Genomic DNA, 25,918 nt, shown 5'->3' with positions numbered 1-25,918 from the left:
AGCTGCGACGCCAAGCGTAATCAAGGTCACTATGGCGAGCTTGTTGATTTCATCTTTACTCGCCTACTTTTCTATCAGTGCTTAAATCGGTGGCACTGGGGGCAGCTCTGAGACGGTGCCCATCTGCTCCAAGCTACTGCTCCTAAACTCGGTTTGCGCCAAAAAGCGCAGCGTCTCCTGATACATAGGCTTCCAGTAGCCGTTGCTCATATTTTGGCTTTTCTCCAGGGGGTCAACCATGGGGTGAGGCACCAAGGCCGCGCTAGGAAAGGTGTAAAGGTAGTGATTGTCGTACCTTTTAAACAGCGAGGCACGGCTTAGCGACTGCGCAAAGCTTTGGTTGGTTTGAATATCAGCCGCGTCTTCGTTTTCGGTCAAAATCATCAGGGTTGGTTTGGGGCGCAGGGCCGCGACGTTGTCACGGTTCCGTACAAACGCGCCAAACTGATTGGCAGCGGTAAAGCAGCCCAGCGGAAATTGCAACTCATCCCACCCGACCTCTCGGATATCGAGCGGGCCAGCCAGGTTAACGTAGCGTTCGCGGGTTTCGCCATATACCTCTAGCAGCGGTGCAAAGGCAACTACCTTGGCCACCCGCTGCGGGTTCTGAGCACCTAGAGCCAGGGCCACCGCCCCCCCTACCGATAGGCCCACCGTGTAAATCGGCCCTGGCATGGCGGCTAGCTCGGCCAGCCGGGCTTGGGCATCGCTTAGATAGGCCAGATGCGACGAGACGAAATAGCGATCAAAGTTGGGGTCGTTGTCTCGCTCAATGGCGGCCACGATGTCACTCAGTCGAGGCTCTATCTGACGTAGGCGGGCCATTAGCCCAACCATCTGCACAGGGGAGAGAGAGACTGCCCCTGCGCTGCTAGTAGCAGCCAGACTGGCGAGATAGTCCTGCAGAACTGGGTCGGCGCTGACTTTTTCTCGCAGAGGGATCAAGATTTCGGGCTTGAGGTCAACTTGGGGCCAGTACCGGTCGGGAATGCGATAGGCATGGCCCGCTAGTGTGGCTTGGTACACATTGAAGCCATTGCGGAATAGGTAGTCAGCCAGTCGCGACATTTGGTGTGGTCTGGCGCTGAACCCATGGAACATCAGGACGGTTCCTTTAGTTGGGGTGTTGCCCTCATGGAAAAGGATGTATGGCAGCGCACCCTCGCGGTGGTCAGGGCTACTAGCGACGGTTTGAACGTACGCATCAATGCGCTGCCGGGTCTGCTGAAGCTGGTCTTCAGTGGGGGTGATAGGGACGTTTTGTAGAGTGACCATAGGCCCAAGGGGTGAGGACTGCGTTTAAGCTACTGCTGGCAGGCTAAGATTGCCTCACCCTGTATCTGCAACAGCACCAGCCTAAATTTTAATAGTGCAGCGTCAAAGCTTAACGTCTTGACAGAGTGCTAGGTCAGATTACTTCAACCAGGGCGCAGATACATTGTCTAACTGCTCGCGTTCTACGTCAGTCATCTCCCAGCCCAGTGCGCCTGAGTTTTGCTGAGCTTGCTTGGCGTTTTTTGCACCGGGAATAGGCACAATGTTACCTTTGCCAATCAGCCAGTTCAGTGCCACTTGCACTGTTGTTTTGTCGTGGGCTTCGCCGATAGATTGCAGTGCAGCTAAAACAGGCTCGATTTTTTGCAGACCTTTCTTGCTAAATTTGGGATCTAAGCGGCGTGCGCCCGTAGGCTGAAGGTCGCTGCCGACGGTGTATTTACCGGTTAGCAAGCCCTGAGCTAGAGGACTGTAGGCCAGGATGGTCACTTCTAAATTTCGCGCGGCTTCTAAGACGCCATTGGTTTCTATATTGCGGTGGAGCAGCGAGTACTGAACCTGGTTGACGGCTAAGGGAATGCCCCGCGCCGACAGATAGGTATGGGCTTCGCGCATTTGTTTGGCTGAATAGTTGCTGACGCCGATGGTTTTAATCCGCCCCTGATCGACTTCGTCTGCTAGCGCATTCATTAGCGTTTTTTGGCTCATGAAAAAATCAAAGGGCCAGTGCACCTGATACAGATCCACTGAGGGCAGTTTGAGTCGTTGCAGGCTGTCGGTGAGGGCGTCGGCGACAGCTTTGGCTGAAAAACGCCAGGGCAAGGGCATATATTTGGTAGCGACAATTGGCAGGCTAGCGCTGCCTTTCATAAATTGACCGATCAGCTTTTCCGACTCACCCAAGCCATAGACTTCGGCAGTGTCAAAAAAGTTTACCCCAGCTGCGATGGAGGTATTAAAGGCAGCGCGGACTTCATCGACGCCATAGCCGCCGCCATATTGCCAAAATAGCGAGTCTCCCCACGACCAGGTGCCGACGCCTAGCGCGGGAACCTTTGGCCCTTTGGGACCGAGTGTGGTGGTTTGCAGGTCAGATTGGCTTGCCATAGAGAAGACTGGAGGGAGTTACTTGGGCTTTTAGCTTCTCATAAGGTAGCGGGTTCGCTCAAGATTGGTCATCCTGCTCTGCGGTTAAAAAGTCTATAAATTGGCGGGCGGTGCGGCCTGAGCGACCGTTATGGCGGGTGGCCCACTGCCGGGCGCGCCAGTCGAGATTGTCTGGATCTATGTTGAGACCGGCTTGCTGGGCAAGTTCGCGAACGATGGTGAGGTAGGTGGGCTGATCGGCGGGCGTGAAGGTGAGGGTGAGGCCAAAGCGATCGCTAAACGAAAGCTTCTCCTGCAGCGTATCCCAAGCGTGAATTTCCTCAGCGTCTTTAGGTCGGGGCCGCTCGTCATAAAATTCGCGAATCAGATGGCGACGGTTGGAGGTGGCGTATACCACCACGTTTTGCGGCCTGGCAGTGACGCCCCCTTCGAGCACGACCTTGAGCGACTTAAAGGCTTCGTCATCGTCTTCAAAAGAGAGATCGTCTACAAAGATGATGAATTTTTGAGGTGTACGGCGCAGCGGCTCGACGATTTGAGGCAGGTTTTGCAGCTCGGATTTAGGGACTTCTATCAGGCGAAGACCCAGGTGGCTATATTCATTCAGCAGCGCCTTGACCAGAGAAGATTTGCCCGCGCCTCGACTGCCGTAGAGCAATACGTTTTGGGCGGTGTAGCCGCGCAGGAGCGATTCAGTATTTTGCACGAGCTGCTGTTTGGGGTGGTCGTAGCCGATCAGTTGCGCTAGCCGAATGGGATCAGGCGTGGCGATGCCGACAAGTTGTCCTTTGGTTTGCCCAGACTGCCAGCGAAATGCCCTGAACTGTCCGAAGATGCCGACGCCGTGAGTGGAGTAGTACTGGGCAAGCTCTACCAGCGCCGAGGTCCAATCTGGCTGATGAGGGAATGCGACTGGTAGCTTGGGCTCACTGCTGAGCTGCATGGCAGGTGGCGGGCTACTCTCGCAGACTTGCCCTATCCAGTGGCTCAGTTGCTCAGCAGGCAGGCGGTACAGAGCTTTAAAAATGGCCAAATCGTGATGAGCGGCGGCGACGATGCCGGGCGCGAGATGGTCGGCAGGGGTATCTATTGCAGCAGTTTGGACCTGCTGCGAAAAGGCGTTGTCTGCTAGCAAAATCTGCGTTACCAGATGTTGCTGCCAGCTTTGCTGATGCGTGGCTAAGGCGGAAAACCATTTTCCGTAGGCCAGGGAACTGTTAATTTTCTCGCCTTTGGCTAGCGCCTTCAATAAAGCTAAGAAGGCTTCGCCAATGTCGCTGGTGAGTACGGACTGGTAGAGCAATAGGGAGGCTGACTGCTGCTGGTAGTTTTGAATTTTTGCGATCGCCTCACCATCCAATCCCATAACCCAGTCCTTTCTATGACATCAGTCACTATCCTATACAGACGCGAGACACATCATGAATTTTGCTGTTCCCTTACTTGCAGCCCTTTCACTGGTCGTCATGTTGCTTTTCAAAACGCTTGTTATTGCGCCATACGAAGCAACGTGGTGAAAAGTTAAGTCATCTTTCTGCGCTCTGTAGCAGTGCCCTCTCTTACCGTATTATCTTTTCCTATACAGCCAACCGGCCTACTGATAAGGCCGATGGTCAGTCCCCCTTGTTCGGCAGGAATCACGATGACCGGTCTTCCAATTGCAGCGTTTGTCACCTTGCTCTACGGCATTTTGTCCATTATCGGCGGAGCTATTGGCTACAAACAGGCTGGCAGTCAGGTCTCGCTGATTTCGGGCTTTGTTAGCGGCCTACTACTATTAATTGGGGCGTATTTGCTGTTCGGCGGTGCGGCGCTAGGGCCATTGCTTTCGGCAGTGGTTAGCCTGCTGCTGCTGATAGTATTCATCGTGCGGTTGGTAAAGACGCGAAAGTTTATGCCTGCGGGGCTGATGATTATTGTGGGCGTCATCAATTTGGCGACGCTGTGGCTAACCGTGCCTGTAAATTGACATAGCCGCAAATCGTTCCTGAGAGAGTGGGCGAGCCATGCGTAGTTTTGTCACGCTATGAGGGCCAGCGGTGCTCCCTTGAGTAAAGGCGGTGCTGTGCGTATTGCTCTCTGCCTCCTTAGCTCATGTCAGCCCTCAGCATTTCACCTGTCAACACCTCTACTCAGCAGCCTGCCGAAAAAGTTAAAACAACGCGCCTGTGGATGCCCCGGCAGGTGCTATTTACGCCCGCTGCGCTAGAAGAAAGCTGGGGAGAGCAAATTTATCAGCGGGTCAAAGATCTGGGCTTGCCTATTACCAAGCTGACGCAAAACCGCATCACTGGCATGAAGGGCGACAGCGAACGAGAAACCTACGCTAAAGCCAAGCAGACGATGGCGGTGGTCACTTCACCGCCTAGCGCTTTTAAACTGCAACCCATTCCGCCTTCTGCTGACTGGCAGTTTCACCTGGCGGAAGGCTGTCCGGCCCACTGCCAATACTGCTATCTGGCCAGCAGCCTCTCAGGGCCGCCGGTGGTTCGAGTATTTGCCAACTTGCCCAGCATTTTAGAAAACACAGACAACTATCTGTCGCCGGCAAGGCCGTTGAAAAGGACAGACAAGAAAGGCGAGCCGATTGACCCAGATCGCCCGACTAGCTTTGAAGTGAGCTGCTATACCGATCCGCTGAGCCTAGAGCATTTGACTGGCAGTCTGGGCGAGTGCATTCGTTACTTCGGCACTCAACCCAATAAGGAACTGCGCTGGGTCTCTAAGTTTGACAATGTAGATCCGCTGCTAAATATCCCGCACAATGGCCGCACGCGCTGCCGGGTGAGCGTGAACGCCGATCCGGTGTCGCATTCGTTTGAAGGGGGAACAGCAAATGTGAAAAGTCGCCTTCAGGCTCTGCGCAAACTAGCGCTGCCCAAAGCCCAAGGCGGGGGCGGCTACCCAGTTGGGCTGGTAATTGCGCCAATTATGGAATTTACAGACTGGCAGCAGCACTACGAAGCTCTGTTTGAGCAAATTGCCGCTGCTCTAGATTTTGACTGCGACCTGGCCTTTGAGCTGATCAGCCATCGGTTTACCGCTAAGTCTAAAGAAGTTCTTGAAGAATGGTATCCCAACAGCAAGCTGGATATGGAGACTGAGCGCCGCACGACGAAGCGTAACAAGTTTGGCGGCATCAAATACGTATATGACAAGGAGACGGCTCAAGATTTACGTAGATTCATCGAAACCAAAATTGACCAGTATTTTCCTCGCGCTGTACTGCTGTACTGGACATAGCGCCGATATTTCACAGGTGTTTTTCAAGTTCTTTAAAGTTCCTGCGTAATTCTTCCCTTGTTTTCTGATGTCTTTATGAGAGCGCCTTTGATAGACTCATCATTTTCAACCAGGCAGTTAGATTAAATACATCAGATTGTGCGTGTGCCTACTGAGACTCATTAGCCGCTGCGCTTCTCTTTTTCTTCGTTGGAGCAATGCCTGTCATGGTATATACCACTTTGCAAGACATCAATAGCAAAAAGCCCTGCCCCATATGCAATGAGCACAAGCTCACGACTAACAGCACTGCCAAAATTGACGAAATTATGCACTATCGCTGCTTGCACTGCGGTAATGAGTTCTTTGAAGATGCGCACGATAGAAGGGTAAATGACCGCAGCGCTCGGGCGAGAGCTGGCGGGGACGCTGCGATGGGGCCGGGCGCGATTATTCTGATGCTGATTATTGCGACTATCCTGGCAATTTCTCTGTATGGCGAGGAAAATCGTCAGCAGAATAATTCGCAGCCGCTTGGCCTGGGACTGCCTGCGCGGTCGGTCGGTTAGGGAAGGTTGCTAGAAATTAGTGGGCAGAAAGCAGTAGGCAGGAACGCAAAGACTAACAGGTACGCAAAGACTAAGGGGGGGTTGGCTAGTCTGTGCCGGGTGACTCTGCTGGAGAGTTCGGAGTATTTGTATTAGAGGGGGCTTCCTCGGGCTGAACGGCTTCTGGCTGGCGGTCTGGAGTTGCCTCATTTGGGGCAAGCCATTCGGGCGTGGGCCGATTGACGGCGTTGTCGATGTTGTCAGAAACGACGTGAATTTTCACTGAGTTGCCGGGTTCGGCTTCTGAGCTATTCTTTGCTGTCTCTGCGGTTGGTGTATCTGTCGCCTCTACATAGCGCTGGTTGCCGGTAAAGTCGGCGTTGCCCACTTTAAGCTCGTAAGGGTTGCCGTTGGCGACTAACGCTATGGTGCCAGTCGGGTTAGTCAGGCCGAAGTCGGCTAGCGTGCTTTGCTCTACGCTCAGGGTGTGCGTTGAGCGGCTAGTGAGCTGGCTGAGTAGAAAGGCGATCGCCCCCGCTTCAGCCGGAGCCGCAGTTGGTGAGGCCATCTGCCAGGTGCCGTCGGCGCTTTTGGTAAAGGCAATGTCGCCTTCTGGCCGCTTGATCGTCAGGCTCTCAACGTCTTCTTCGGCGAAGGGAAAGAGGATCTCGCCTTCACCTTGCATAGTGTCTGATTGCGGACTGTCTGATTGCAGACTATCTGCGGCCTCGCCAGTGGCCTGGCTTTTACCGCGCTGGCTTTCTAATAAGAGAACGCCGCCGCCAAGGGCGATCGCCCCCACCAATAGCCATACCGTTCCACGCTTTAACATAGTGACTGGTTTCCTTAGCGCCGCCGCGCCCATAGAGTACCGGCCCCAATTAGCCCTAGCAGTGGGAATACTACCAGCGCCAGCAGCGTTAGCAAAATCTGTTGAGTCACCGTCATATTAAAACGGCGATTGGTCGCTTCTTTGGGGCGAATGGAGAGGGTGAGACTATCTTGCTTACTCAACCAGCTCACCGAGTTTAAAAACACGTCTCCGTTGAGCTGTTGGTCAAACAGGCCGTCAGTAGCAAAACTAGAGTTGCCGATGACCACCATCCGGCTCTCCTCAGGATCAGTCGGCTCGGTATCAGCAGGTTCAGCCGCCGCATCAGCCTCTGGCTCTACAGCCTCTGGTTCAGCCGATTCTGGAGCCGCGCTACCTTCTACCTGCGCTGGCCGGGCGAGGGCAACTCCCAATGCAAATGGCCCCGCAGGAGCCTGATTAGGATCGACTGATAATTCACCTTCTGTAATAGTTTGAGCATGGCTGTTCTCGTTGGTAAACAGCAGCGGCGTTTCTTCGATGTTGCTGACTTCTTTTATTTGTAAGGGCCGGGCCACCGGAAAGAAGGAGCGACCGTTGCCAAAAGCAGCCGTAATCGGATGGTCGCCATAGTCTGTTACCAGCGGCGCGGCAGGTCCCAAACCCACTAGCTGACCGCCCCCGGAAGTATCAATCACTAGCGTATCTTCAGCAACAATTCCCCACTGGCTCAGCAGCCCCTCTAGCCCAGTTTCAACTTGAGGGTCAATTAGCACAAATACGCTGCCACCCGTTTCTAGATAGGCCTGAACAGCCGCCACTTCCTGATCGAATAGCTTTTGCTGTGGCCCGGCAATCACGAGCACGTCGGCATCGGCAGGCACCCCGCCAGTATCGGCCAGGTTCAGCGGCGCTACTGTGTAGTTTTCATCTCGCAGACGGTTAGCGGCTTCAGCAAAGCCCGCCTGAGAACCATCAATCGCGTACTCTTCGTGCCCCTGCAAAAAGTACACCACCGCCATGTTTTCCTGGCTGAGCTGCGCCAGTTTGTTAGTGAGCTGGCGCTCTGCGAGCGGCTCTTGAGGGCTCACCTGCTGGACTAACAGATTGCGAACCGGCTGGTCAGCGTTTTCACTCTCCACCCGTAAAAACACTTCTCCACCGGTTTCTACACCTAACTGCTGCGATAGCTGAGGCTCGGCAAAGGGGTCTACATAGCGGTAGGTAAAATCGGGGTTGTAGCGACGATAGTTTTCCAGTAACTGCTGATCAGTAGGGTCAGGAACCGGGCTGAAAATCAGCACTTCGGTCGGCTGCTCCAGGTTTTCGACCACCTCCTGAGAGGCTGGCGAAAGCGTCAGCAATTGCCCTTCTGTAAGATCGGTGCGGCTGTCGTAGCGAGCACCCAAAAAGTTGACCAGCCCTAAGATCACCAGCACGGCCACTACCGACACTGCCGCATTGGTGCCTGCCTGAGTCGAGCGCCGCTGCCAAAAACCACTCCAGCTACGCAGATCGCTAGCCGCCACGCTAGAGACAATCAGCATCAGCCCGATCACCAGCAGCGCCACGGCCACTAGCGTCCAGCCGTTGAGGATGCCAATGACCAAGCCAGCGGTCACCAGCGCCAGCCCTGGCCAGATTAAATATTTCAAAATAGGCTGCAAATTCTTCATTGGCTGCACCGGTAAAACATGGGCTTTAGAAAGGATCTAGGAGCGCTGAAACCGTAGCGTATCAATCGACTGAGCGGTAAGAAACAGACCGAGCACAACATAGCTAACAAACAAGATCAGGCCGCTGGTATCAAAGATGCCCTGAGTAAAATCAGTGTAGTGAGAGAGCAGCGACAGATGGCTCAGCGCGTCACCAATTACACCAGGAAGGTCGGCGGCGATCGCATCAATCACCCACAGCAGCAGCACCAGCCCAAACGTCATCACCGCTGCCAGCACCGTACTCTCTGACAGCGACGAGATAAACATGCCAAGCGAGAGCACTCCCGCCGCTAGCAGCAACAGCCCAAAGTGACCCATCAGCAAAACCGCTGGCGAAAAAGCCGGTTCACTCGACGCGAACGCCACCGATTCAGCAATCAGCAGCGGCAGCAGCATCGCGCTGTAAAACGTCACCACGCCCAGCAATTTGCCCAGCGCCACCACCCAATTGGTTACGGGGGAAGTCGCCAAAAGCTCCAGCGTGCCCTGCTTGCGTTCTTCGGCGTACAGCCCCATCGAGAGCATGGGCAGCACAAACATGGAGAGAGAGCCCAGCAAATTGAGATAGATCTTAAGAAATTCGTAAGGTGCATCAATGGCCTGCGCGCCTGCGCCCAGCTGATCGGCAGCACTCACCTGAGCGATGATGCCATTAGGAGAGAGCAGCAGCGTCACTAAAAACAATCCGCCAATTAGCCAAAACACCGCCGCAATTATGTAGGCAAAAGGCGAGGTGAAATAGCTCTGTAATTCTCGGCGGTAGATCGCCATCAGATTGCTTAACAAAGTTTTCATCGCTGCTCGCTCTCCTCAGGCGTATCGTCTGACCGGTCTGTTGCCGCTTGCTCTGGCGGCTCCGGCAGAACAGCCTCAGCTGAAGCCGTTTCTGAAAGCAATGCTGCTGTCTCCTGCTCTCCTGTTTCCTGCTCTCCTGTCTCCTGCTCTTCTAACAAATCCGTGTCCCCTTTATCTATCGGCTCGTCAGCTCCCGACTGAGACTCCTGCATCGTCAGGTTAATAAACACATCTTCTAAGCTGGCGCGGTTGCGGCTCAGCTCAAATAGCTCTAGATCCTGACTGACGACTTGGGCTGCGATCGCACTGCCCAAATCTCCCCCCGCCGTCGTCACCTGAAAGCGAAAATGCTCCTCTGGCAAACCCTCTGTCACCACCGGATCGACCTTGACCACACCGGGTACCGAGCGTAGCACCGACAGACTGCGGGCGACCTCACCGCGTAGCTCCACCCAGTAGCCGCCCTGGCCGGTCAGCCGCGCCACTAAATGCTCTGGGCTATCGGTCGCGATAATTTCGCCCCGGCTGATAATGGCAATGCGATCGCAAGTCATGCTCACCTCCGGCAAAATGTGCGTCGAGAGAATGATCGTATGCTCTCCGGCCAAGCTTTTGATCAGGTTGCGCACTTCAATAATCTGCCGAGGGTCAAGGCCCACTGTGGGCTCATCGAGGATGATGACCGGCGGATTGTGGACGATCGCCTGCGCAATACCAACTCGCTGCCGAAAGCCTTTTGACAGCTTACGAATGATCACCTTTTGCTTTTCTTGGAGGTTGCAGCGCGTGATTGCTGACGCTACTTGAGTGGCGCGATCGCCCGCTGCCACCCCTTTAATTCGCGCGACAAAGTGCAAAAACCCCTCTACCGTCATCTCCGGGTAAAGCGGCGGCGTCTCTGGCAAATAGCCAATGCTCTGTCGCACCGCCATTGACTCGGTATGCACATCTTTACCGGCTACCCGAGCTGTCCCGGCGCTAGCGGGTAGATAACCAGTCAAAATCCGCATGGTCGTCGTTTTACCGGCTCCATTAGGGCCTAAAAATCCGAGGATTTCGCCCGGCTCTACCCTGAAGGTCACATCCTTAATAGCAGCCGTGGAGCCGTAAGTTTTGCTGAGCTGGTCAACTTCAATCATGGTGCGTAGCCCTAGAGGAGCCTCGAAAAAACCTTAGAAGATTAGGTACGATTAGCGCGCAGCTTTTTGCACATCAAGGCATCGCATCTTAGCACTGACAGGCTTGATCGATGTGGCATTTAATAGCCGATCCGGAAAGTGTCCGCTTTCAGTTAGCCAAGTAACCCGCACTGCTGCTGCTCGCTGCGCTGGTTTACACTAAGCCTATTAAGAATCTTGACTGTCTAAAAATCTTGACTGTCAAAATTTAAACTCCTTCACTCTAGCGCTGTCCTTTGGCCAAACCCAAATTTCCTCATCTCGTCGGCTCCAAATGGACGGCTCAGCAGAAAACTCTGGGCTGGCGGCATTTTCACGTCGTCAATCGGAAAAATCAAGGCGGCTGGGTCTTTGCCGAGCTGGTGGCCGCTTGCGACCCTCAGGCCCGGTTTTGGCTAAATGCTAAGGTTCTCAAAAATCGCCAGATCTGGGCAGCGGGCTGGCAGACGCTAAATGAAATTCAGGCGATCGCTACCGACTTTGACCTGGATCTGGACCTAAAGCAGACCGCTGACCCCTCATTAGACTGAAGAATGCCTGAGACCGACCTGATTTGCTCACGCCAGCAGAAAGTTCGTACTAAACTATAGGTAGGTCGGTAGCAAAAATATGCCTTTTTACCCCACGCCACCCGAAGACAGCTCGCCAGAGGTTCCAGAAGACATCAGGCTGCTTCAGACCGTGCTGCCTCCTTTGCTCGACGACTTTCAGCACTGGTTTAGCCGGAGTGCCGATCTGCTAGAGGCTCAATCTATTGACTTTCTTAGTCCAGAGCAGCAGCAAGTGCTGCGATCGCAAGTCCGTTCAGCCCAAAAGCAAGTCAGCGCGGCCCAAGCGCTAGCCGCCGCCACCGAGGGCAAAGCAGGTATTGATATGCCGGTGGTCATGTCCTGGCATAAGCTTGTTCACGAATGTTGGGGCATTGCCCTACGCCTGCGCCGAGAAAATCCAGGCAACCCTCAATCTGGCCATCCGTCAATCTAGCCGTCCGTAAGCCCTCCTCTATCCCGATTATCCCTATGCTTCACCTGCTTTACGTTCTCGCCTTTACAGTCTTAGCCGTCTTGGCCGTCTCTAATATGATTCGCAACCTGGTGAATCTGGGTACTCAGTCGCGTCAGCCCATGTCGCCCAATCGAGGCGATCGTCGCCCGGTTTCTCATCCCGAACTGCTAGACGACAGCGGCGATGTGATTAACGAACCGCTGCTGGTAATGCGCTCTATCTCAATGGAAGATGCCAGAGACCAGCTCGATGCGCTATACGATTCTTCGGGCAGCAGCGAAGACAGTCGCGAAGAGACCTGACTGGCCCACTTCTTAACAGGCACTATGAATGGCAGAGGCTCTGCTGGCATAAAGCTAGTAGAGCTTTTCTCTTGCGGAGATCGGCGCTAGAGTAAGTGGCTATGCTGAAAGTTGGTATCGGATTCTACTCCGCCCCAGCCAGTAGCCCTGTATTACTTATATTAGTCCTGCAGACATCTCTTAAAAACCCTGTATCATGGCCTCCAAAACAGCCCCTAGCCCTAGCAAGATCCTGACCATTATTCACAAGGAGACCTCTGTTGCCGGGTTGGTGGGTTCTAAGCTAATTGACCAGGGATATCAGCTAGATATTCGTGCGCCTATTTTTGGTGAGCCGCTACCCGATGACTTGGAAAATTATGCAGCGGCGCTGGTGTTTGGCGGGCCAATGAGCGTTAACGATGACGAACCCTACCTGCATAAAGAGCTGGCCTGGATTCGGCAGGTACTCGCGGCTGGTTTGCCCTACCTGGGCATTTGCCTGGGCGCGCAGATGCTGGCTAAGGTGCTGGGTGCAAAGGTCACGCATCACGACGATGCGCTTGAAGAAATTGGCTATTACTCGGTCTATGCAACGGCAGCGGGTGCCGGTCTATTTCCGCCTCAGATGAACATTTACCAGTGGCACAAAGAAGGGTTTGAGCTGCCAGACGAAGCGGTGCTGCTGGCCCGAGGCGATACGTTTGCCAATCAAGCTTTTCGGTGGGGCGATCGCGCCTATGGCCTGCAGTTTCACCCCGAGATGACGACCGAGATGGTGGACTTTTGGAGCACCCATGGCGCTGATCTGATTGGCGCGCCCGATACGCAGACTCGCCCGGTGCAATTGCAAAACCATCGCCGCTACAGTGCTGCGGTGGATCGCTGGTTAGAAACTTTCTTAAAGAATTGGCTCGCTTGAGACGGCTACCGAGCGTGATTGATAAAGCATGATGGATAAGTAGTTATGGAGACAAAGGGAGTTGATGCGTCTTTTTAAAGGGAACTCTGGGCGATCGCTGGGGGGAACACTATTTGCTCTGGCCCTATCACTGGCTCTATTGTTTCAAGCCTGTGGCAGCACCAGCTCTGAGCCAGCCAGCCAGGGCAACGAGCCCGCTGATAGCATGGAGACCCTGGCAGAAGAGCACAGCGGCGACCAGCCCACCGCTACACCTGCAGCCATGGCCGAACCCAGCGTCCCTGTCACTGGCCAGGAAATTGTTTATGCCACAGTAGCAGGCCAGCCCGTCACCGGCTATCTCGCGCAGCCTGAAAATCCAGAGAGCGAGGCCCTACCCGCCCTGATTACCATTCACGAATGGTGGGGGCTTACTGACAATATTCAAGCTATGACCCGCCGCCTCGCCGGAGAAGGCTACACCGTTTTAGCTATCGATCTCTATGGCGGAGAAGTCGCCACTGACCCGGCACAGGCCCGCGAACTAATGCGTTCAGTGATGGATTCTCCTGGCCCTGCTCAAGACAATATCAACCAGGCAGCTCAGTTTTTGACCGGCAAATACGCTGCGCCCAAGCTCGGCTCTGTTGGCTGGTGCTTTGGCGGCAACTGGTCTTTGCGCACCGGGCTACTGCTGCCCGACCTGGACGCGATGGCGATCTACTACGGTCAGCTCATTTTGGCTCCTGAAGCCTTGGACGGGCTAGACATGCCCGTAATTGGCTTTTTCGGCGAAGACGACAGCTCTATCGCAGTTGAGGATGTCAAAGTTTTTGAATCTCGGCTGACTGCGCTCGGCAATCCGGGCAGTATTAACCTCTATCCGGGCGTTGGCCATGCCTTTGCTAATCCTTCTGGGCAAAATTACGATGCCGCTGCGGCTGAAGATGCTTGGGAGAAGACGACTGCGTTTTTTGCGACCTATCTTCAGGCGGGCTGAGTAGGTTTAAATTGACATTGATCTGAAAGAGGGGAAGGGGGAAAGGAAAAGAAGAAGGAGTAAGGGGAGACTGCTGATAGTTAACCGAGTGGACTGGTTGGTAGGCTGCAGTCAAAGAGGGGCATTTTATCCGGTATGGCGACTTTTCGTGTTGAAGCGTCCTTAAAGCGATCTGGAGTAACTTGGTATGAGCGCACTTTCTAGCAAAGCTCTGATTCTCACGACCTTGGAAGGAGTGCCGGGTAAGGAAATCGTTGAGCACTATGGACTGGTTCAGGGCAGCACGATTCGGGCCAAGCACATCGGCAAAGATATTCTGGCCGGATTCAAAAATATTGTGGGCGGCGAGCTGAAGGGCTATACCGAGCTGCTGCAGGAGGCCCGCAAAGAGTCGGTAGAGCGGATGGTCAGGCAGGCTCAGCAGCTCGGTGCCAATGCAGTGGTAAACGTGCGTTTTGCCACCTCTTCGGTAGCGCCGGGAGCGGCAGAGCTGTTTGCCTATGGTACTGCCGTTAAAGTGCGATAGGAGTGCAGCCATGGAACTGATCGTCTTTTTGATTTTGATTGGCGTCGGCTTTTTTGCCGGACAATACTTTGAGCAGCAGCACTATATATCGATCAGGGCTAGAGAAAAGCAGACGCTGCATGTGCCGGTGGTTAGCTTTGGGGCTAAGCAAGCCCTGCCCCATGCCCACGAAACCCAGCTCTTTGTTGGCAGTGTCGTTGTCGCCAATGACTACTTCAAGACCTTCTCGGGGGCACTGCGCAATCTGGTCGGAGGCCGCATGGTGGTGTACGAAAGCCTGATAGATCGTGGTCGCCGGGAAGCGCTGCTGCGGATGAAGGAAGATGCGATCGCTTGGGGCGCTTCTCAAGTGGTCAACGTGCGCTTTGAAACGTCTTGCATTGGGGGGCAGTCGAGTAGCGGGCTAGCAGCCGTAGAGATTATGGCCTACGGAACGGCAATTCGTTAGCCAATTTGCGCTCCGCAGCTAGTTTGATCCTTCGTCCCCATGCCCTACGTTCCTAAAGAAATCACAGAAGAAGTAAACGTTACGCCGGTTCATCCGCTGGTGAATGTGGCCTATCTGCTAGCGACGGTGGCCTGTGTCGGGGCGCTGATCTACGGTGGCTTGGGCTTGGTAGCTAGTCAGATGGCCCTGCGCATGAGCCGCCAAACCGAGGAGAAAATCGGGGCGACGCTGGTGGCTTCTCTTCCCTTTGAGGCTGATCAGCGCGATCGCCGGGTCACCTATCTCAACCAGCTATTAGAAAAGCTACAGGCAGGCGCTGCCCAGACCGTCGGCCCCGCCCAGTATCCACCCCCAAAGGTGAGCATTCTCGATATGCCCGTAGAAAATGCCATGGTCACAGCGGGCAGCTATCTGTTTGTTACCGACGGGCTGCTGGCGGCGGTAGAGAGTGAAAATGAGCTGGCTTTTGTGCTGGCTCACGAGCTGGGGCATTTGCACCACCGTGACCCGCTGCAGGCACTGGGGCGATCGCTCGTTTTCATCACCCTCAATAGCCTGCTAGGGCTGGGGCTGGGGCCGAGGAGCCTTGCGGGCGCAGTGAACCTGGCCGAACTCAGCTATAGCCGTCAGCAGGAAATTGCCGCCGATGACTATGCGATCGCGCTGATGATGGCGCACTACCATCACGGCGGACACAGCCTCGGCTTTTTTGAGCGGGCTCGGGCTCGTGACTTTGATTGGGGCGCGCTGAAAAAGGTAGCGCAGTGGCAGCAGACTCATCCGCTCACAGATGACCGCATTCGCCGGATAGAAGACACATTTGAGCAAAACAACTGGCCGCTGACAGGCGAATTGACGCCTTTACCGCAGCTAATCGGTTGCCCGGACTTTGAACCCTGTCAATAGCAAAGACATCCTCAGGATTAAGTGCAAATCAACCGTGCTAGCATGGCTGAACGTTATCAGCATTATCTGCGTTGACCTATGCGTCGCTTTTGGCTGGGACTCTCGATCACGCGGCGGGGTGCTTTCATTTTGCTGGTACCCACTATTTTCACTTTGTCGTCCTTAATCAACTGGAGCTGGTCACGGCAGCAAGAGCGACTGGCCTCTAACTGGGTGATTCACACTGAAGAAACGCTTAAAGAAAGCAATCAGCTGCTAACGCTGCTGGTAGATGCAGAAACCGGCGTGCGCGGCTACGGCCTGACTCAAAACCCTCAGTTTTTAGAGCCCTATCAGCACGCCCGACGCGCCATTCCTGATCGCGTGGCTATGCTCGCCCAGCTCACGGCTAACAGCGCCAATCAGCAAGTGCGGCTAGCCGCTATTCAGGCTGACATAAAGACGTATCTAAGCCTATTAGAAGATATTTGTCAGCTGTTGGGCCGCTCCCCTGAGCGATCCTCTGAGTCTGCGGCCCAGCTGCAGAGCCTGATCGCCCAGGGTGGAGCTGAAATGAATACCCTCAGATCTGAGCTAGACAGTCTAAAAGCTGAGGAACAGCAGCTCCTTCAGAGTCGGCGAGAGCAGCTACAGCGAACCAAACAGCTGGTTGATCGGCTGCTGGCGGCAACGGTCGTTTTGAGCCTGATTAGCTATGCAGTGGCCTTTTATCTCTATCGTCAGGCCGACCAGGTGATTGTGGACCGCAATCGGGATTTGGCGATCGCCAACGAATCCCTCAGTCAATTCAACGTTACCCTCGCTCGTCGCAATCAAGACCTCAACGAATTTACCTACATCGTCTCTCACGATCTCAAAGCGCCGCTGCGAGCGGTTAACAATCTCTCTGACTGGATTGCGGAAGATCTAGACGTTTCTGCTGATAGCGCCATCGGCAAACAAATCACCCTGCTACAGGCCCGAGTAGCCAAAATGCATGCGCTGATTGACGGGCTGCTGCAATACTCTAGAGCGGATCGCGGTGAAAACCCGATTGAGACTGTCAATGTAGCAGAACTCGTGAAAGAGGTCGTTGAATCGCTGGACCTACCGCCTCAGTTTGGCGTGCAGATTGCTAGAGAACTGCCCACGCTAGAAACCGAGCGACTGCTGCTACAGCAGATTTTTAGCAATTTAATTAGCAACAGCTACAAGCATCACACCCGCAAAGATGGCAAAGTGACCGTTTCGGCTCAGCAGGTTAGCCACAGCGATCGCTACAATTTTAGCCATTACGAATTTGCCGTAGCCGACGACGGGCCAGGGATAGACCCTGAGTATCATGAGCAGGTTTTTAAAATCTTTCAGACCCTCTCAGCTAATAATCCCGACAGCACCGGGATTGGGCTATCTATTGTCAAAAAAATCGTCGAAAATCGGGGCGGCATTCTCCGGCTCACCTCTCAAGTCGGTCAGGGCACCACGTTTTACTTCACCTGGCCTTAGGCGGCGATTTTTCAGTAGAGTATTAGGCCTGGTACCGTTTTCCCTCTTTTAGACTCATCTTTTAGACTTACAGCCCCGCGACGCGAGATTTTTATGTACGTTGACATTGCCTTTTCACTGAACCGTGCGCTTCAGACCCCGCTGCTGGTGGTCATCAACTCTATTCTTCGCAACGCCAGTGACAGGCAGAATTACTCAGCAAGCGAAGGGAATAGTACCCTACCGCTGCGGTTTAATATTGCGGTACCGGTGGGCGATCGCCCCTTTTTTACTGATCTGCTGCACAGCACGTTTGCCGCTGACCATGGTCCGGAGGCAGCGATCTTTAGAGTCAGAGAATTCACCCCACCAGACTATCTCAAGCACTACTTAGACAGCCGGTTTAAAGAGAAAAAACCAGAGCGGCGAATCTCCCGCTACATGCAGTACGCCCGTCTGTTTCTCAAGGATCTCTTTCCCGATGTGCAACGGGTAATTTACTTCGATGGCGATACGCTGGTGCTAGGAGATGTGCGATCGCTCTTTGCCCAGGGCGAGCAGCTGACGCCACAGCGCTATCTGGCCGCAGTTCCTCAGTTTTTTCCAGCGATTTTCTACTTCAGCAACCCCTTCAAAATGTGGGGTGACCTGCGCAAATTCAAAAGCAGTTTCAATAGCGGCGTCTTGCTTACCGACCTCTCTTTTTGGACGGAGCAAACTTACGATCTGCTGCACCACTATCTCGATTTGGATGCCAAAAACGACTACCGCCTCTATCACCTGGGCGATGAAACCGTCTTTAACTTAATGTTCAAAGACACCTATATCCCTCTAGACAAGCGGTGGAACTGCTGCGGCTATGGGCAGCCCCACTGGATAGCGCGGCTGCTCAGACGCGACCCGAATAAAGTCAACGTTATCCACTGGAGTGGCGGTCACCATAAGCCCTGGCAGAGCGATCGCGTCATTTATTCCGATCTCTGGCGCAGCTATCGCCCGGCATCGGCTACTTGATCCATCGGTCTAGGCTTAACCGGCTTACAGGGCGTGCCCAGGCAAACCTGTCCGCCCGGCATCGGCTGCAATACCGTGCTACGAGCGCCAATCACCGCATTTGCACCAATTCGCACAGCGGGGCCCACAAAGCAGTCAGTCGCTACCCAAACGCCGTTTTCTATCACAATCTCGCCGGTCATTAGCCCAAATCGGGGGTCGCTGATGTCATGACTGCCCGTACAGAGATAGCTTTTTTGCGAAATCACACAGTGACGGCCCAGCCTAATCGGGGCGAGGCTATAAAGCACAGCGTCGTCCCCGACCCAGCTACAGTCGCCAATCTCAACATTCCACGGGTAGGTAAACCGGGCAGTGGGGCGAATCATCACCTGCTGGCCGATTTTGGCACCAAATAGCCGCAGCAGCCAGCAGCGAATGCCATGAGCCGTATGTGGGGTCAGCGGGAAGATCACCGCCTGCACCAGCCACCACACCAACATTTTTACCCTAGAGCCGCCCGCCTCGTAGCCCGGCTGATGGTAGCGGCTCAAATCGACAAACGGCGGTGTCCCAAAATCATCCGCAGCTGACTTTACATCCACTCTGGGGAACCTCAGTTCGAGACCGGACTCGCCTGCACTGGGGCAGGCTCACTGCTGCGCTCCAGCTTATTTAGCCGACCGCCAAACTTTAGCTCGTACAGCTTCACCCCAATCTGGTACTCATACTGACTGAGCAGCCGCCCATACACATAGCCTGCATATCCGTCTAAAAAGCCCAGCTGAATGAAGTAAAACAGCACAAAGCGCAGCAGCGGCTTAAAGGGCAAGCGCACCCAGATTTTTTTGAGAAAGCGCTTACGCTGCACCGCATCACCAAACAGATTGCCGCCAATAGTGCCGTCATCACCCATGCCGGTGAGCAGGTTGTAATATACCCGCGCTTCCCAGTTGGAGTAGCGGTTGTGCCGGGCTAGCCAATGGTAAAGGTCGCGAAAATCTTCGTGGAGCATGTCTTCTTTGAGATAGCCCACCTTTTCGTGAGGAATCATGACGTGCTCATGCACTTCGTTGTCGCCGGTATTGCGAATGTCTTCAGTGTTGAGATTTTCGTAGCGGCCCTTGGCATGGCGAAAGAGGCGCAGGTTCCAGTCAGGATATTTGCCGCCGTGGCGAATCCATTTGCCTAAGAAAAAGACCCGGCGGTTGATGTAGTAACCGTCCAGATCGGGGTTTTTGATCCTCTCAGCGATTTCGGCCCAAGATTCGGGCGTAATGCGCTCATCGCAGTCAACAATCAGCACCCACTCGTTGCGAAAGGGCAGATTATCCAGCGACCAGTTCTTCTTCTTGGGCCAGCGACCGTTGAAGTCAAACTGGACGACCTTTGCGCCTAAGCGCTCTGCAATCTCAACTGAGCTATCCTCACTCTGAGAATCCACGACAAAAATTTCGTCAGCCTGCGCCAGGCTAGTAATACAGGCGGGCAGATTTTCTTCTTCGTTTTTAGCAGGAATGAGAACAGAAACTGGAATGGATGCAGTCATGATATTAGCGGCGAAGGAGTAGTTAAAGTCGTCAGATTGAGGGCGGCGGCAGGCTAGAACCAGGCGGCTAAACCACAGTTTGGGGCCTGTCCCGATGGCGGATTAGATGGTTGGTAACGCTGCCCAAATAGGCAATTTGACCGTAGGCATAGGCAAAGTTTTCAAATCGCTGAGCGGGCCGATGAATATATTTGAGCGTTTTATAGAGGCCGCGCACCAGGCGTTCGCCGCCGCTGCGAAGCTGCCAGAGGCCAGTAGTGCCGCTAGCCTGCTCCCGGTAGCTTTCGCTAATGCCCTGCCACCAGCTGCGGCTGAGGAACCAGGCAGGCTTCATCCGAGCCGGGGCGACGTTATGGGCTGCCAGCGCATCGGGCACGTAGGCCACCTGCCAACCCTGGTCGAGCGCCAGGCGGGTCATCTGCTGCTCTTCGTTAGAGAGGAGATTTTTACCCACCCGGCCCAGATGGGTATCAAAGCCCCCAACTGAGTCTAAAAACTGCTTGCGTACGGCGTAATTGAGCCCCCGGGGGGTAAGCGCAGGCTGCTGAATATAGACCAGATCATTGCCCAAGTCGTAAGCGCCTAAGCCGCTGGATAGATCGTCTGAGAGCCAGCGGGGGGGCTGCGCGTTGGGTGGCCAGATTAAAGTGACTTTGCCGCCGGCGATCGCCACCTTCTGATTGCGGTCAAACACTGCTAGTAGTGCCGCAAGCCAGCCAGCACTGGCCTCAGCATCGTCATCTAGATAGGCGATAATCGGTGCCTGAGCAGCCGCTGCGCCCGTATTGCGAGCCACCGATAGCCCTAGCGCTGGCTCATAGACGTAGCTCACCTTCGGGCTATCTAACCGGGCTTTGGCGACGGCGGCGGTGCCATCGGTAGAGGCATTGTCCACCACGATCACCTCATAGCTGTCTAGCGTTTGGCTCAGCAGGCTATCAATAGCAGCGCCCAGATACTGTTCACGGTTGTGGGTACAGATAATGGCTGAAATTAGCGGTACGGCCATAGCGGATGGTAGGTGAGCGGGTGAGCAGGAGACAGGAGGCAGGCAGGGAAAAGTGACGACGGTCAGGAGGGTATGACGGCGGGATGTATCAAGATTGCCCTTTGTGATAGGCACTTTCCCGCTAAGTTAGAGATAATAGAGGGGCCGAAAATAACAGAGGGGCTAAAAACAATAGAGCGATGGATTTAGTTTTACTTGGGCGTCCTCGGTTGAGTGCGCGTTTCAGCACAGCGCCTGTCCATATATAAGCTCATATGAGCCTCGGGTGACCTTTGCCAACGTCAAGGTTCAGTAATTTCCTGTAAAAACGACATAAATTTAACATCTTACTTACCTATGAATGCTGGCCGTACCCGCACTGCTCGGACTGTCGATCTAGCCCCGCTGATTGACCATACGCTGCTCGCCCCGGCGGCGACCTCGGAGCAAATTGCCCATCTGTGTGACGAAGCTGACCGCTATGGGTTTGCCTCGGTATGTATCTACCCGGTGCATGTGCCTTTAGCTGTTGAGCGGCTGCACGGTAAGCGCCCTCAAGTTTGTACAGTTATTGGCTTTCCGAGCGGAGCGACCACCGCCAAGGTGAAGCTTTATGAAGCCCAAGAAGCGGTTGAAAATGGCGCTACCGGGCTAGACGTAGTCATTAACCTGGGCTGGCTAAAAATGGGGGAGACCAATCGGCTGCACGCTGAGATAGCGGCGATTGTAGAGCTGACGGGCCAGCCGGTCAAGGCGATTTTAGAAATGGCTTTGCTCACCCGCGATGAAAAACGACTGGCTGCTGAAATCTGCCTGGATGCAGGTGTGAGCTTTCTGAAGACCAGCACAGGCTGGCAGGGCGGCGCTACGGTAGAAGATGTCCAGATGCTGCGTCAGATTGGCGGAGAACGCATTGGCATCAAAGCCTCAGGCGGCATTCGCACACCCGAACAGGCGATCGCGCTCATAGAAGCAGGGGCTACCCGGCTGGGCACCTCTCGCGGCCCCGAAATCTTACAGCTTCAGGCCGATACCGACACCGACGCAAATTAGCATATGACGCAACGCAGCTACAAAACGATGGGCATCAACTTGAAGGCGATGCCGATGGGCGAATCTGATCGGCTGGTGACGGTGCTGACCAAAGAGCAGGGGCTGGTGAGGGCGATCGCTCCTGGTGCCCGCAAACACAAGTCCAAGCTGGGCGGACGCTCTGGGCTCTTTGTCGTCAACGATCTGCTGTTTGTCAAAGGAAAATCTATTGACAAGCTGGTGCAGGCGGAAACCCTGCGCTCCTTTCCTGGCTTGAGTAAAGATCTCGCTAAGCTCACTGCCAGTCAGTATTTGGCAGAAATCGTTCTCTCTCAGGCGCTGACTGATCAGCCTCAGGCAGAGCTGTACTATCTACTCATTGAGCATTTGGGCCGGTTAGAAGCGGCGACCAGGGCGAATGTTTTACCCTGTCTGGTTCAGGCTGTCTTTCACCTGCTGGTGTTAGCTGGGGTTGCACCTGAAGTGTTTCGCTGCTGTCTGTCGCGATCGCCGCTCGTGCCTGAACTGGGCAACCCGGACTGGTACGCTGGGTTTAGCGTTTCCTCAGGAGGGGTTGTCGATATGGCTGAACTACAGAGGATGGAGAGCGATCGCCTGAAGCAGATAGCGCAGGCCCGCTCAGAGCGGCTCAATCGGTCTGCCCCGTCTCTGGCTGTCCACGACGCTAGCGCCGACTATCTGCCCCAATCTCTACCCCAATCTCTGGCCAAGCCATCTGCGACTCAGCCTCCCCGACCGGGTCAGCGCCGTAGACCGGTGGTTTCAAAAGAGCTGACTGCCAACTTAGGCATCGTGGGCTATCTGAGCGCTGCTGAGCTGGCCCTGATGCAGCAGCTTAGCCAGCCTGAGCTGATTTTGAGCGTCGCCAGTTCTGCAAACCCCAAATTAGCCGCCCGATCAGGCACAATAGAAAAGGCCGGAACGCCCGCAAAAATGGCAGACCACTCTGAACCGCACATCATGTGGCGGCATATAGAAAAAATCTTGCGACAGTACACCCAATATCAGTTTGATCGGCCTATTCGTTCCGCCACGCTCATTGACACCTGCTTTACCTCCTCAACTCATGCTTCGCGAGTCTGAATCTGACACTGACCATCTAAACAATGAAGAAGCCGAAGCCGCCAAAGCACTGGGCAACAGCCCTGAAGATCCAGCAGCACAAGCGAAGAAAAGGGCAGCAGCAGATAACGGGCTAGAGCCAGCTTCAAAAGAGCCCAAAAACGTGCCTCAGTCTGCTGGTGAACCTACTGGCGATATTGGGCCGGATACCCCTTTTCAAGGAAGTGAGCTTGAGACAGTCGAATCGTCTCGTGAGGCGGGGCTGTGGCCAGTGTTTCGCAATCGCAACTTTTTAACGCTGTGGAGCGGTCAAGTTTTTTCCCAAATAGCGGACAAAGTCTATTTGGTGCTGATGATTGCCATCATCTCTGACACTTACAAGTCGCCAGAGCAGACTATCAGCGGCTGGGTATCGGCGATCATGATTGCCTTCACAATTCCGGCTGTACTTTTTGGCTCCCTGGCAGGGGTGTATGTAGACAGGTGGAAGAAAAAACCTGTGCTGGTGCTTACCAATCTGCTGCGCGGTCTACTGGTGGCGTTGCTGCCAGCGATGCTGTGGGCGACGGCTGGCTGGAACGTATTCGATCTGCCGGTAGGCTTTTACATTCTGCTAGTCGTTACTTTTCTGGTTTCTGCCCTGACTCAATTTTTTGCACCAGCTGAGCAGGCGGCAATTCCGCTGATTGTCAGAGAGCGTAATCTGCTGCCAGCTAACTCGCTCTACACCACGACGATGATGGCTTCGGTGATTATCGGCTTTGCGGTAGGTGAGCCGCTGCTGGCCCTAGCCGATAGGTGGCTAGCTCCGATCGATAACGGTTCGGGGCTGGGCAAGTCGGTGCTGGTGGGGGTGAGCTATGCGATCGCAGGCATCTTACTCCTGCTACTGACCACCCACGAAACCAAAGTTGAAAATCCTGAGCAGGTCCACGTCTGGAGCGACATTCAAGACGGGCTAGCCTACTTGCAAAAGCAGGTGCAGGTGCGCAGCGCCCTCATTCAGCTCACCGTCCTATTTTCTGTCTTTGCGGCCCTAGCTGTGCTGGCCGTCAGATTAGCTGAAGTGATTCCGACGATTCGCTCTTCTCAGTTTGGCTTTTTACTGGCAGCGGGCGGGGTCGGTCTGGCGATTGGGGCAGTAGCGATTGGCCAGTTTGGTCAGCGGTTTTCTCGGCCTCAGCTAGGGCTCACTGGCTCTCTGGGCATGGCGGCTATGCTGACCGGACTTTCACTAGCACCGGCACAGCTGTGGCCTAGCTTGGGGCTGATTGGCGGCCTGGGTTTGTTCGGCGCGATGGTGGGCATCCCAATGCAGACGACCATTCAAGAAAAAACGCCAGAAGAAATGCGGGGCAAAGTGTTTGGTCTGCAAAACAACGTGGTCAATATCGCCTTGAGCCTACCGCTAGCCCTAGCTGGCATTGCTGAAACCTTTTTAGGCCTACGAACGGTGTTTGGCCTGCTGGCGATACTGGTGGCCATGGGCGGTTTTTTTACCTGGTCGCTCGTTCGGGCGTCTCTGCGGGAGCCTGTCGACGAGACCGCCGCGTAGTCATCTGATCTCAGTATTTACATCTAGTTTTCTCTGCCTTCACTGGCCGAGGGATCGCCCGGTAAAGGCTACCATCTGCGCTTATACTAAGCCAATATGCTTGTCAGTATCAGAAGTAACAAAGGCTCTGGTGAAAATTACGGTGCGTCTGGTCATCTTGATACCCAAAGGGTTCACTTGTGACGGGCCATCCGAATCAGAGAGTTCACCGCTAGCGATCGCCCCACCCCACCCACTCTGATAAAGTCTGAAGGAGCGGCTTCTAGCTGCTAAAGCAAACAGTTCTGATAGCAACCATTAACTGCAAAATTTCCTCCTATAACCAGCGTTTTGACCGGTAAATGCATATTGCGTGGCTTGGTAAAAAATCTCCCTTTTGTGGCAACGTAACCTACGGCAGAGAAATTACCAATGCCCTGTTAGATCGGGGCCATCGGGTCACATTTCTACATTTTGCCCAGTCTGACGAGGTTACAGACGATCACTCTAGCTACGAAGAAGTCTCTCTCCCCTTTATTTTTAAGTCTCAAATTTTAACGATTCCAGCGTTAGGATCGGCCCGGCTGCTGGCCGATACCCTAGAAAAGTTAGATCCCGATCTAGTTCATGCGTCTCTAACGCTTTCTCCGTTAGATTTTAAGCTGCCCGAGATTTGCCGCAGCTTAGGCATTCCACTGGTCGCTACGTTTCACCCTGCCTTTGACCGCAAACGCCGCAATCTCTCCTCTAGCACCCAGCATTTTACCTATCAGCTCTATGCGCCCTGCCTGGCCCATTACGACCGGGTAATTGTGTTTTCACAAATTCAGCAAAATTTGCTGGTGAAACTGGGCGTGCCGTCAGAGCGGATGGCCGTCATTCCTAACGGGGTCGATACTTATCGCTATGCCCCCGGGTTTTCTAGCATTAAAAAGCAGCTCAATGCGCGGCAACTCTATGTGTATCAGGGCAGACTGGCGATAGAAAAAAACGTGGAGTCGCTGCTAAAAGGATGGAAGCTGGCGAACATGGGGGCAGAGAACAAGCTCGCGATTGTCGGCAGCGGGCCTTTAGAGTCGTCTCTCCGAGCTTTTTACACCGATAGCAACATCGTGTGGCTCGGCTTTGTGGCTAATGAAGATCGTCGCATTGAAATTTTGCGAGGGGCCGATTGCTTCATTTTGCCGTCTTTAGTCGAGGGGCTTTCGCTCTCGCTGTTAGAGGCGATGGCCTGTGGTGCCGCCTGCGTAGCGACTGATGCCGGGGCCGATGGCGAGGTTTTGGCGCAGGGGGCAGGCGTTATTCTCAATACGCAAAAGGTCTCCAGCCAGCTGAGAACGGTGCTGCCGCTGTTTCGTGAACATTCTGAAATTACGACGCTGCTGGGGCAAAAGGCGCGATCGCGTGTCCTGGAGCGCTATACTCTAAGCCAAAACATCACCCTGCTAGAACAGCTCTATTGCACCCTGGCGATGCCAGCTAGAAGCAGCTATCCGCTCATTAAGGGCGCTTAGCAGAATTCGCTTTCAAAGTCCTACCATATTTCGCTCACTA

The 25,918-nt window shown here is 54.3% G+C and carries 27 protein-coding genes; 17 read left to right on the top strand and 10 right to left on the bottom strand.

From position 1 onward, the window contains the following. Nucleotides 1–81: 81 nt before the first annotated feature. From CKL79_RS00715 to CKL79_RS00705, 3 genes are all read right to left on the bottom strand, one after another. Nucleotides 82–1,275, bottom strand: coding sequence for an alpha/beta fold hydrolase (locus CKL79_RS00715; RefSeq protein ID WP_121967665.1), 1,194 nt, complete (start codon nucleotides 1,273–1,275; stop codon nucleotides 82–84). 138 nt (nucleotides 1,276–1,413) lie between these two features. Continuing rightward, complete coding sequence (locus tag CKL79_RS00710; protein ID WP_121967664.1) at nucleotides 1,414–2,382, bottom strand: aldo/keto reductase; 969 nt, start codon at nucleotides 2,380–2,382, stop codon at nucleotides 1,414–1,416. Nucleotides 2,383–2,440: 58 nt separating this feature from the next. Then, complete coding sequence (locus tag CKL79_RS00705) at nucleotides 2,441–3,748, bottom strand: ATP-binding protein (RefSeq protein ID WP_121967663.1); 1,308 nt, start codon at nucleotides 3,746–3,748, stop codon at nucleotides 2,441–2,443. A gap of 276 nt (nucleotides 3,749–4,024) precedes the next feature. Here CKL79_RS00705 and CKL79_RS00700 point away from each other — a divergent pair, with 276 nt between their 5' ends. The 3 genes from CKL79_RS00700 (at nucleotide 4,025) to CKL79_RS00690 (ending at nucleotide 6,173) form a co-directional block, all read left to right on the top strand. Next, complete coding sequence (locus tag CKL79_RS00700) at nucleotides 4,025–4,351, top strand: TMEM14 family protein (protein WP_121967662.1); 327 nt, start codon at nucleotides 4,025–4,027, stop codon at nucleotides 4,349–4,351. Between the two features lie 203 nt (nucleotides 4,352–4,554). Further along, a complete protein-coding gene (locus tag CKL79_RS00695) occupies nucleotides 4,555–5,625 on the top strand; it encodes a spore photoproduct lyase family protein (RefSeq protein ID WP_121967773.1) in 1,071 nt (356 codons plus the stop codon). 206 nt (nucleotides 5,626–5,831) lie between these two features. After that, nucleotides 5,832–6,173, top strand: a complete 342-nt coding sequence (locus tag CKL79_RS00690; RefSeq protein WP_141242125.1) for a hypothetical protein — start codon at nucleotides 5,832–5,834, stop codon at nucleotides 6,171–6,173. Nucleotides 6,174–6,258: 85 nt separating this feature from the next. On the opposite strand, the gene CKL79_RS00685 is transcribed toward CKL79_RS00690, so the two are convergent. Genes CKL79_RS00685 through CKL79_RS00670 form a run of 4 tightly spaced genes read right to left on the bottom strand, consistent with a single transcriptional unit; the run spans nucleotide 6,259 to nucleotide 10,615 of the window. Then, nucleotides 6,259–6,984: a DUF4340 domain-containing protein gene (locus CKL79_RS00685; protein ID WP_170943910.1), complete on the bottom strand. Its 726-nt coding sequence runs from the start codon at nucleotides 6,982–6,984 to the stop codon at nucleotides 6,259–6,261. A gap of 14 nt (nucleotides 6,985–6,998) precedes the next feature. Continuing rightward, complete coding sequence (locus tag CKL79_RS00680; RefSeq protein WP_121967659.1) at nucleotides 6,999–8,639, bottom strand: Gldg family protein; 1,641 nt, start codon at nucleotides 8,637–8,639, stop codon at nucleotides 6,999–7,001. A 36-nt stretch (nucleotides 8,640–8,675) separates the two neighbouring features. Continuing rightward, entirely contained in the window at nucleotides 8,676–9,476 is an 801-nt protein-coding gene (locus tag CKL79_RS00675) for an ABC transporter permease (protein ID WP_121967658.1), read from the bottom strand. Continuing rightward, the gene (locus tag CKL79_RS00670) at nucleotides 9,473–10,615 is read right to left on the bottom strand and encodes an ABC transporter ATP-binding protein (RefSeq protein ID WP_121967657.1); all 1,143 of its coding nucleotides are present in this window, start codon (nucleotides 10,613–10,615) and stop codon (nucleotides 9,473–9,475) included. Before CKL79_RS00670 ends, CKL79_RS00675 begins: the two co-directional genes overlap by 4 nt. 275 nt (nucleotides 10,616–10,890) lie before the next feature. Between CKL79_RS00670 and CKL79_RS00665 the strand changes: the two genes are divergently transcribed. The 10 genes from CKL79_RS00665 to CKL79_RS00620 all read left to right on the top strand — a co-directional run bounded on the left by CKL79_RS00665 (nucleotide 10,891) and on the right by CKL79_RS00620 (nucleotide 18,199). Then, on the top strand, nucleotides 10,891–11,184 hold the full coding sequence (locus CKL79_RS00665; RefSeq protein ID WP_121967656.1) for a TIGR02450 family Trp-rich protein: 294 nt from the start codon (nucleotides 10,891–10,893) through the stop codon (nucleotides 11,182–11,184). Nucleotides 11,185–11,263: 79 nt separating this feature from the next. Then, on the top strand, nucleotides 11,264–11,638 hold the full coding sequence (locus CKL79_RS00660) for a DUF2605 domain-containing protein (RefSeq protein ID WP_121967655.1): 375 nt from the start codon (nucleotides 11,264–11,266) through the stop codon (nucleotides 11,636–11,638). A 35-nt stretch (nucleotides 11,639–11,673) separates the two neighbouring features. Beyond that, entirely contained in the window at nucleotides 11,674–11,961 is a 288-nt protein-coding gene (locus tag CKL79_RS00655; protein ID WP_121967654.1) for a DUF2973 domain-containing protein, read from the top strand. 196 nt (nucleotides 11,962–12,157) lie between these two features. Then, nucleotides 12,158–12,862 carry a glutamine amidotransferase gene (locus CKL79_RS00650; RefSeq protein ID WP_121967653.1) on the top strand — a complete coding sequence of 235 codons (705 nt, stop codon included), beginning with the start codon at nucleotides 12,158–12,160 and terminating at the stop codon, nucleotides 12,860–12,862. 64 nt (nucleotides 12,863–12,926) lie between these two features. Continuing rightward, complete coding sequence (locus CKL79_RS00645; RefSeq protein WP_240518569.1) at nucleotides 12,927–13,841, top strand: dienelactone hydrolase family protein; 915 nt, start codon at nucleotides 12,927–12,929, stop codon at nucleotides 13,839–13,841. Between the two features lie 187 nt (nucleotides 13,842–14,028). Then, nucleotides 14,029–14,367: a YbjQ family protein gene (locus CKL79_RS00640; protein ID WP_121967652.1), complete on the top strand. Its 339-nt coding sequence runs from the start codon at nucleotides 14,029–14,031 to the stop codon at nucleotides 14,365–14,367. 10 nt (nucleotides 14,368–14,377) lie between these two features. Further along, nucleotides 14,378–14,815, top strand: coding sequence for a heavy metal-binding domain-containing protein (locus CKL79_RS00635; protein ID WP_121967651.1), 438 nt, complete (start codon nucleotides 14,378–14,380; stop codon nucleotides 14,813–14,815). 39 nt (nucleotides 14,816–14,854) lie between these two features. After that, nucleotides 14,855–15,721 carry a M48 family metallopeptidase gene (locus CKL79_RS00630; protein ID WP_121967650.1) on the top strand — a complete coding sequence of 289 codons (867 nt, stop codon included), beginning with the start codon at nucleotides 14,855–14,857 and terminating at the stop codon, nucleotides 15,719–15,721. A 78-nt stretch (nucleotides 15,722–15,799) separates the two neighbouring features. Then, entirely contained in the window at nucleotides 15,800–17,206 is a 1,407-nt protein-coding gene (locus CKL79_RS00625; RefSeq protein WP_121967649.1) for a sensor histidine kinase, read from the top strand. Between the two features lie 93 nt (nucleotides 17,207–17,299). Beyond that, the gene (locus CKL79_RS00620) at nucleotides 17,300–18,199 is read left to right on the top strand and encodes a glycosyltransferase (protein ID WP_121967648.1); all 900 of its coding nucleotides are present in this window, start codon (nucleotides 17,300–17,302) and stop codon (nucleotides 18,197–18,199) included. Here the strand turns inward: CKL79_RS00620 and hpsU are convergent. The 3 genes from hpsU to CKL79_RS00605 all read right to left on the bottom strand — a co-directional run bounded on the left by hpsU (nucleotide 18,175) and on the right by CKL79_RS00605 (nucleotide 20,736). Further along, on the bottom strand, nucleotides 18,175–18,783 hold the full coding sequence (gene hpsU, locus CKL79_RS00615) for a hormogonium polysaccharide biosynthesis acetyltransferase HpsU (RefSeq protein WP_121967647.1): 609 nt from the start codon (nucleotides 18,781–18,783) through the stop codon (nucleotides 18,175–18,177). The genes CKL79_RS00620 and hpsU overlap by 25 nt on opposite strands. 11 nt (nucleotides 18,784–18,794) lie before the next feature. Beyond that, nucleotides 18,795–19,727: a glycosyltransferase family 2 protein gene (locus CKL79_RS00610; protein ID WP_121967646.1), complete on the bottom strand. Its 933-nt coding sequence runs from the start codon at nucleotides 19,725–19,727 to the stop codon at nucleotides 18,795–18,797. A 67-nt stretch (nucleotides 19,728–19,794) separates the two neighbouring features. Next, complete coding sequence (locus CKL79_RS00605) at nucleotides 19,795–20,736, bottom strand: glycosyltransferase family 2 protein (RefSeq protein WP_121967645.1); 942 nt, start codon at nucleotides 20,734–20,736, stop codon at nucleotides 19,795–19,797. A gap of 336 nt (nucleotides 20,737–21,072) precedes the next feature. On the opposite strand from CKL79_RS00605, the gene deoC reads away from it, so the two are divergent. From deoC to CKL79_RS00585, 4 genes are all read left to right on the top strand, one after another. Continuing rightward, nucleotides 21,073–21,768 carry a deoxyribose-phosphate aldolase gene (deoC, locus tag CKL79_RS00600; RefSeq protein WP_121967644.1) on the top strand — a complete coding sequence of 232 codons (696 nt, stop codon included), beginning with the start codon at nucleotides 21,073–21,075 and terminating at the stop codon, nucleotides 21,766–21,768. Between the two features lie 3 nt (nucleotides 21,769–21,771). After that, the gene (gene recO, locus CKL79_RS00595; protein WP_121967643.1) at nucleotides 21,772–22,851 is read left to right on the top strand and encodes a DNA repair protein RecO; all 1,080 of its coding nucleotides are present in this window, start codon (nucleotides 21,772–21,774) and stop codon (nucleotides 22,849–22,851) included. Beyond that, nucleotides 22,835–24,385: an MFS transporter gene (locus CKL79_RS00590; RefSeq protein ID WP_240518568.1), complete on the top strand. Its 1,551-nt coding sequence runs from the start codon at nucleotides 22,835–22,837 to the stop codon at nucleotides 24,383–24,385. The genes recO and CKL79_RS00590 overlap by 17 nt, the downstream gene beginning before the upstream one ends. 341 nt (nucleotides 24,386–24,726) lie before the next feature. Next, nucleotides 24,727–25,878, top strand: a complete 1,152-nt coding sequence (locus CKL79_RS00585; RefSeq protein ID WP_121967642.1) for a glycosyltransferase family 4 protein — start codon at nucleotides 24,727–24,729, stop codon at nucleotides 25,876–25,878. Nucleotides 25,879–25,918: the final 40 nt, after the last annotated feature.

The organism is Leptolyngbya sp. BC1307, from assembly GCF_002286735.1.
Classification (GTDB): domain Bacteria; phylum Cyanobacteriota; class Cyanobacteriia; order Phormidesmidales; family Phormidesmidaceae; genus Phormidesmis.
Note: the sequence above shows the minus strand (reverse complement) of the source record. Positions and strands in the feature narration are given on the sequence as shown.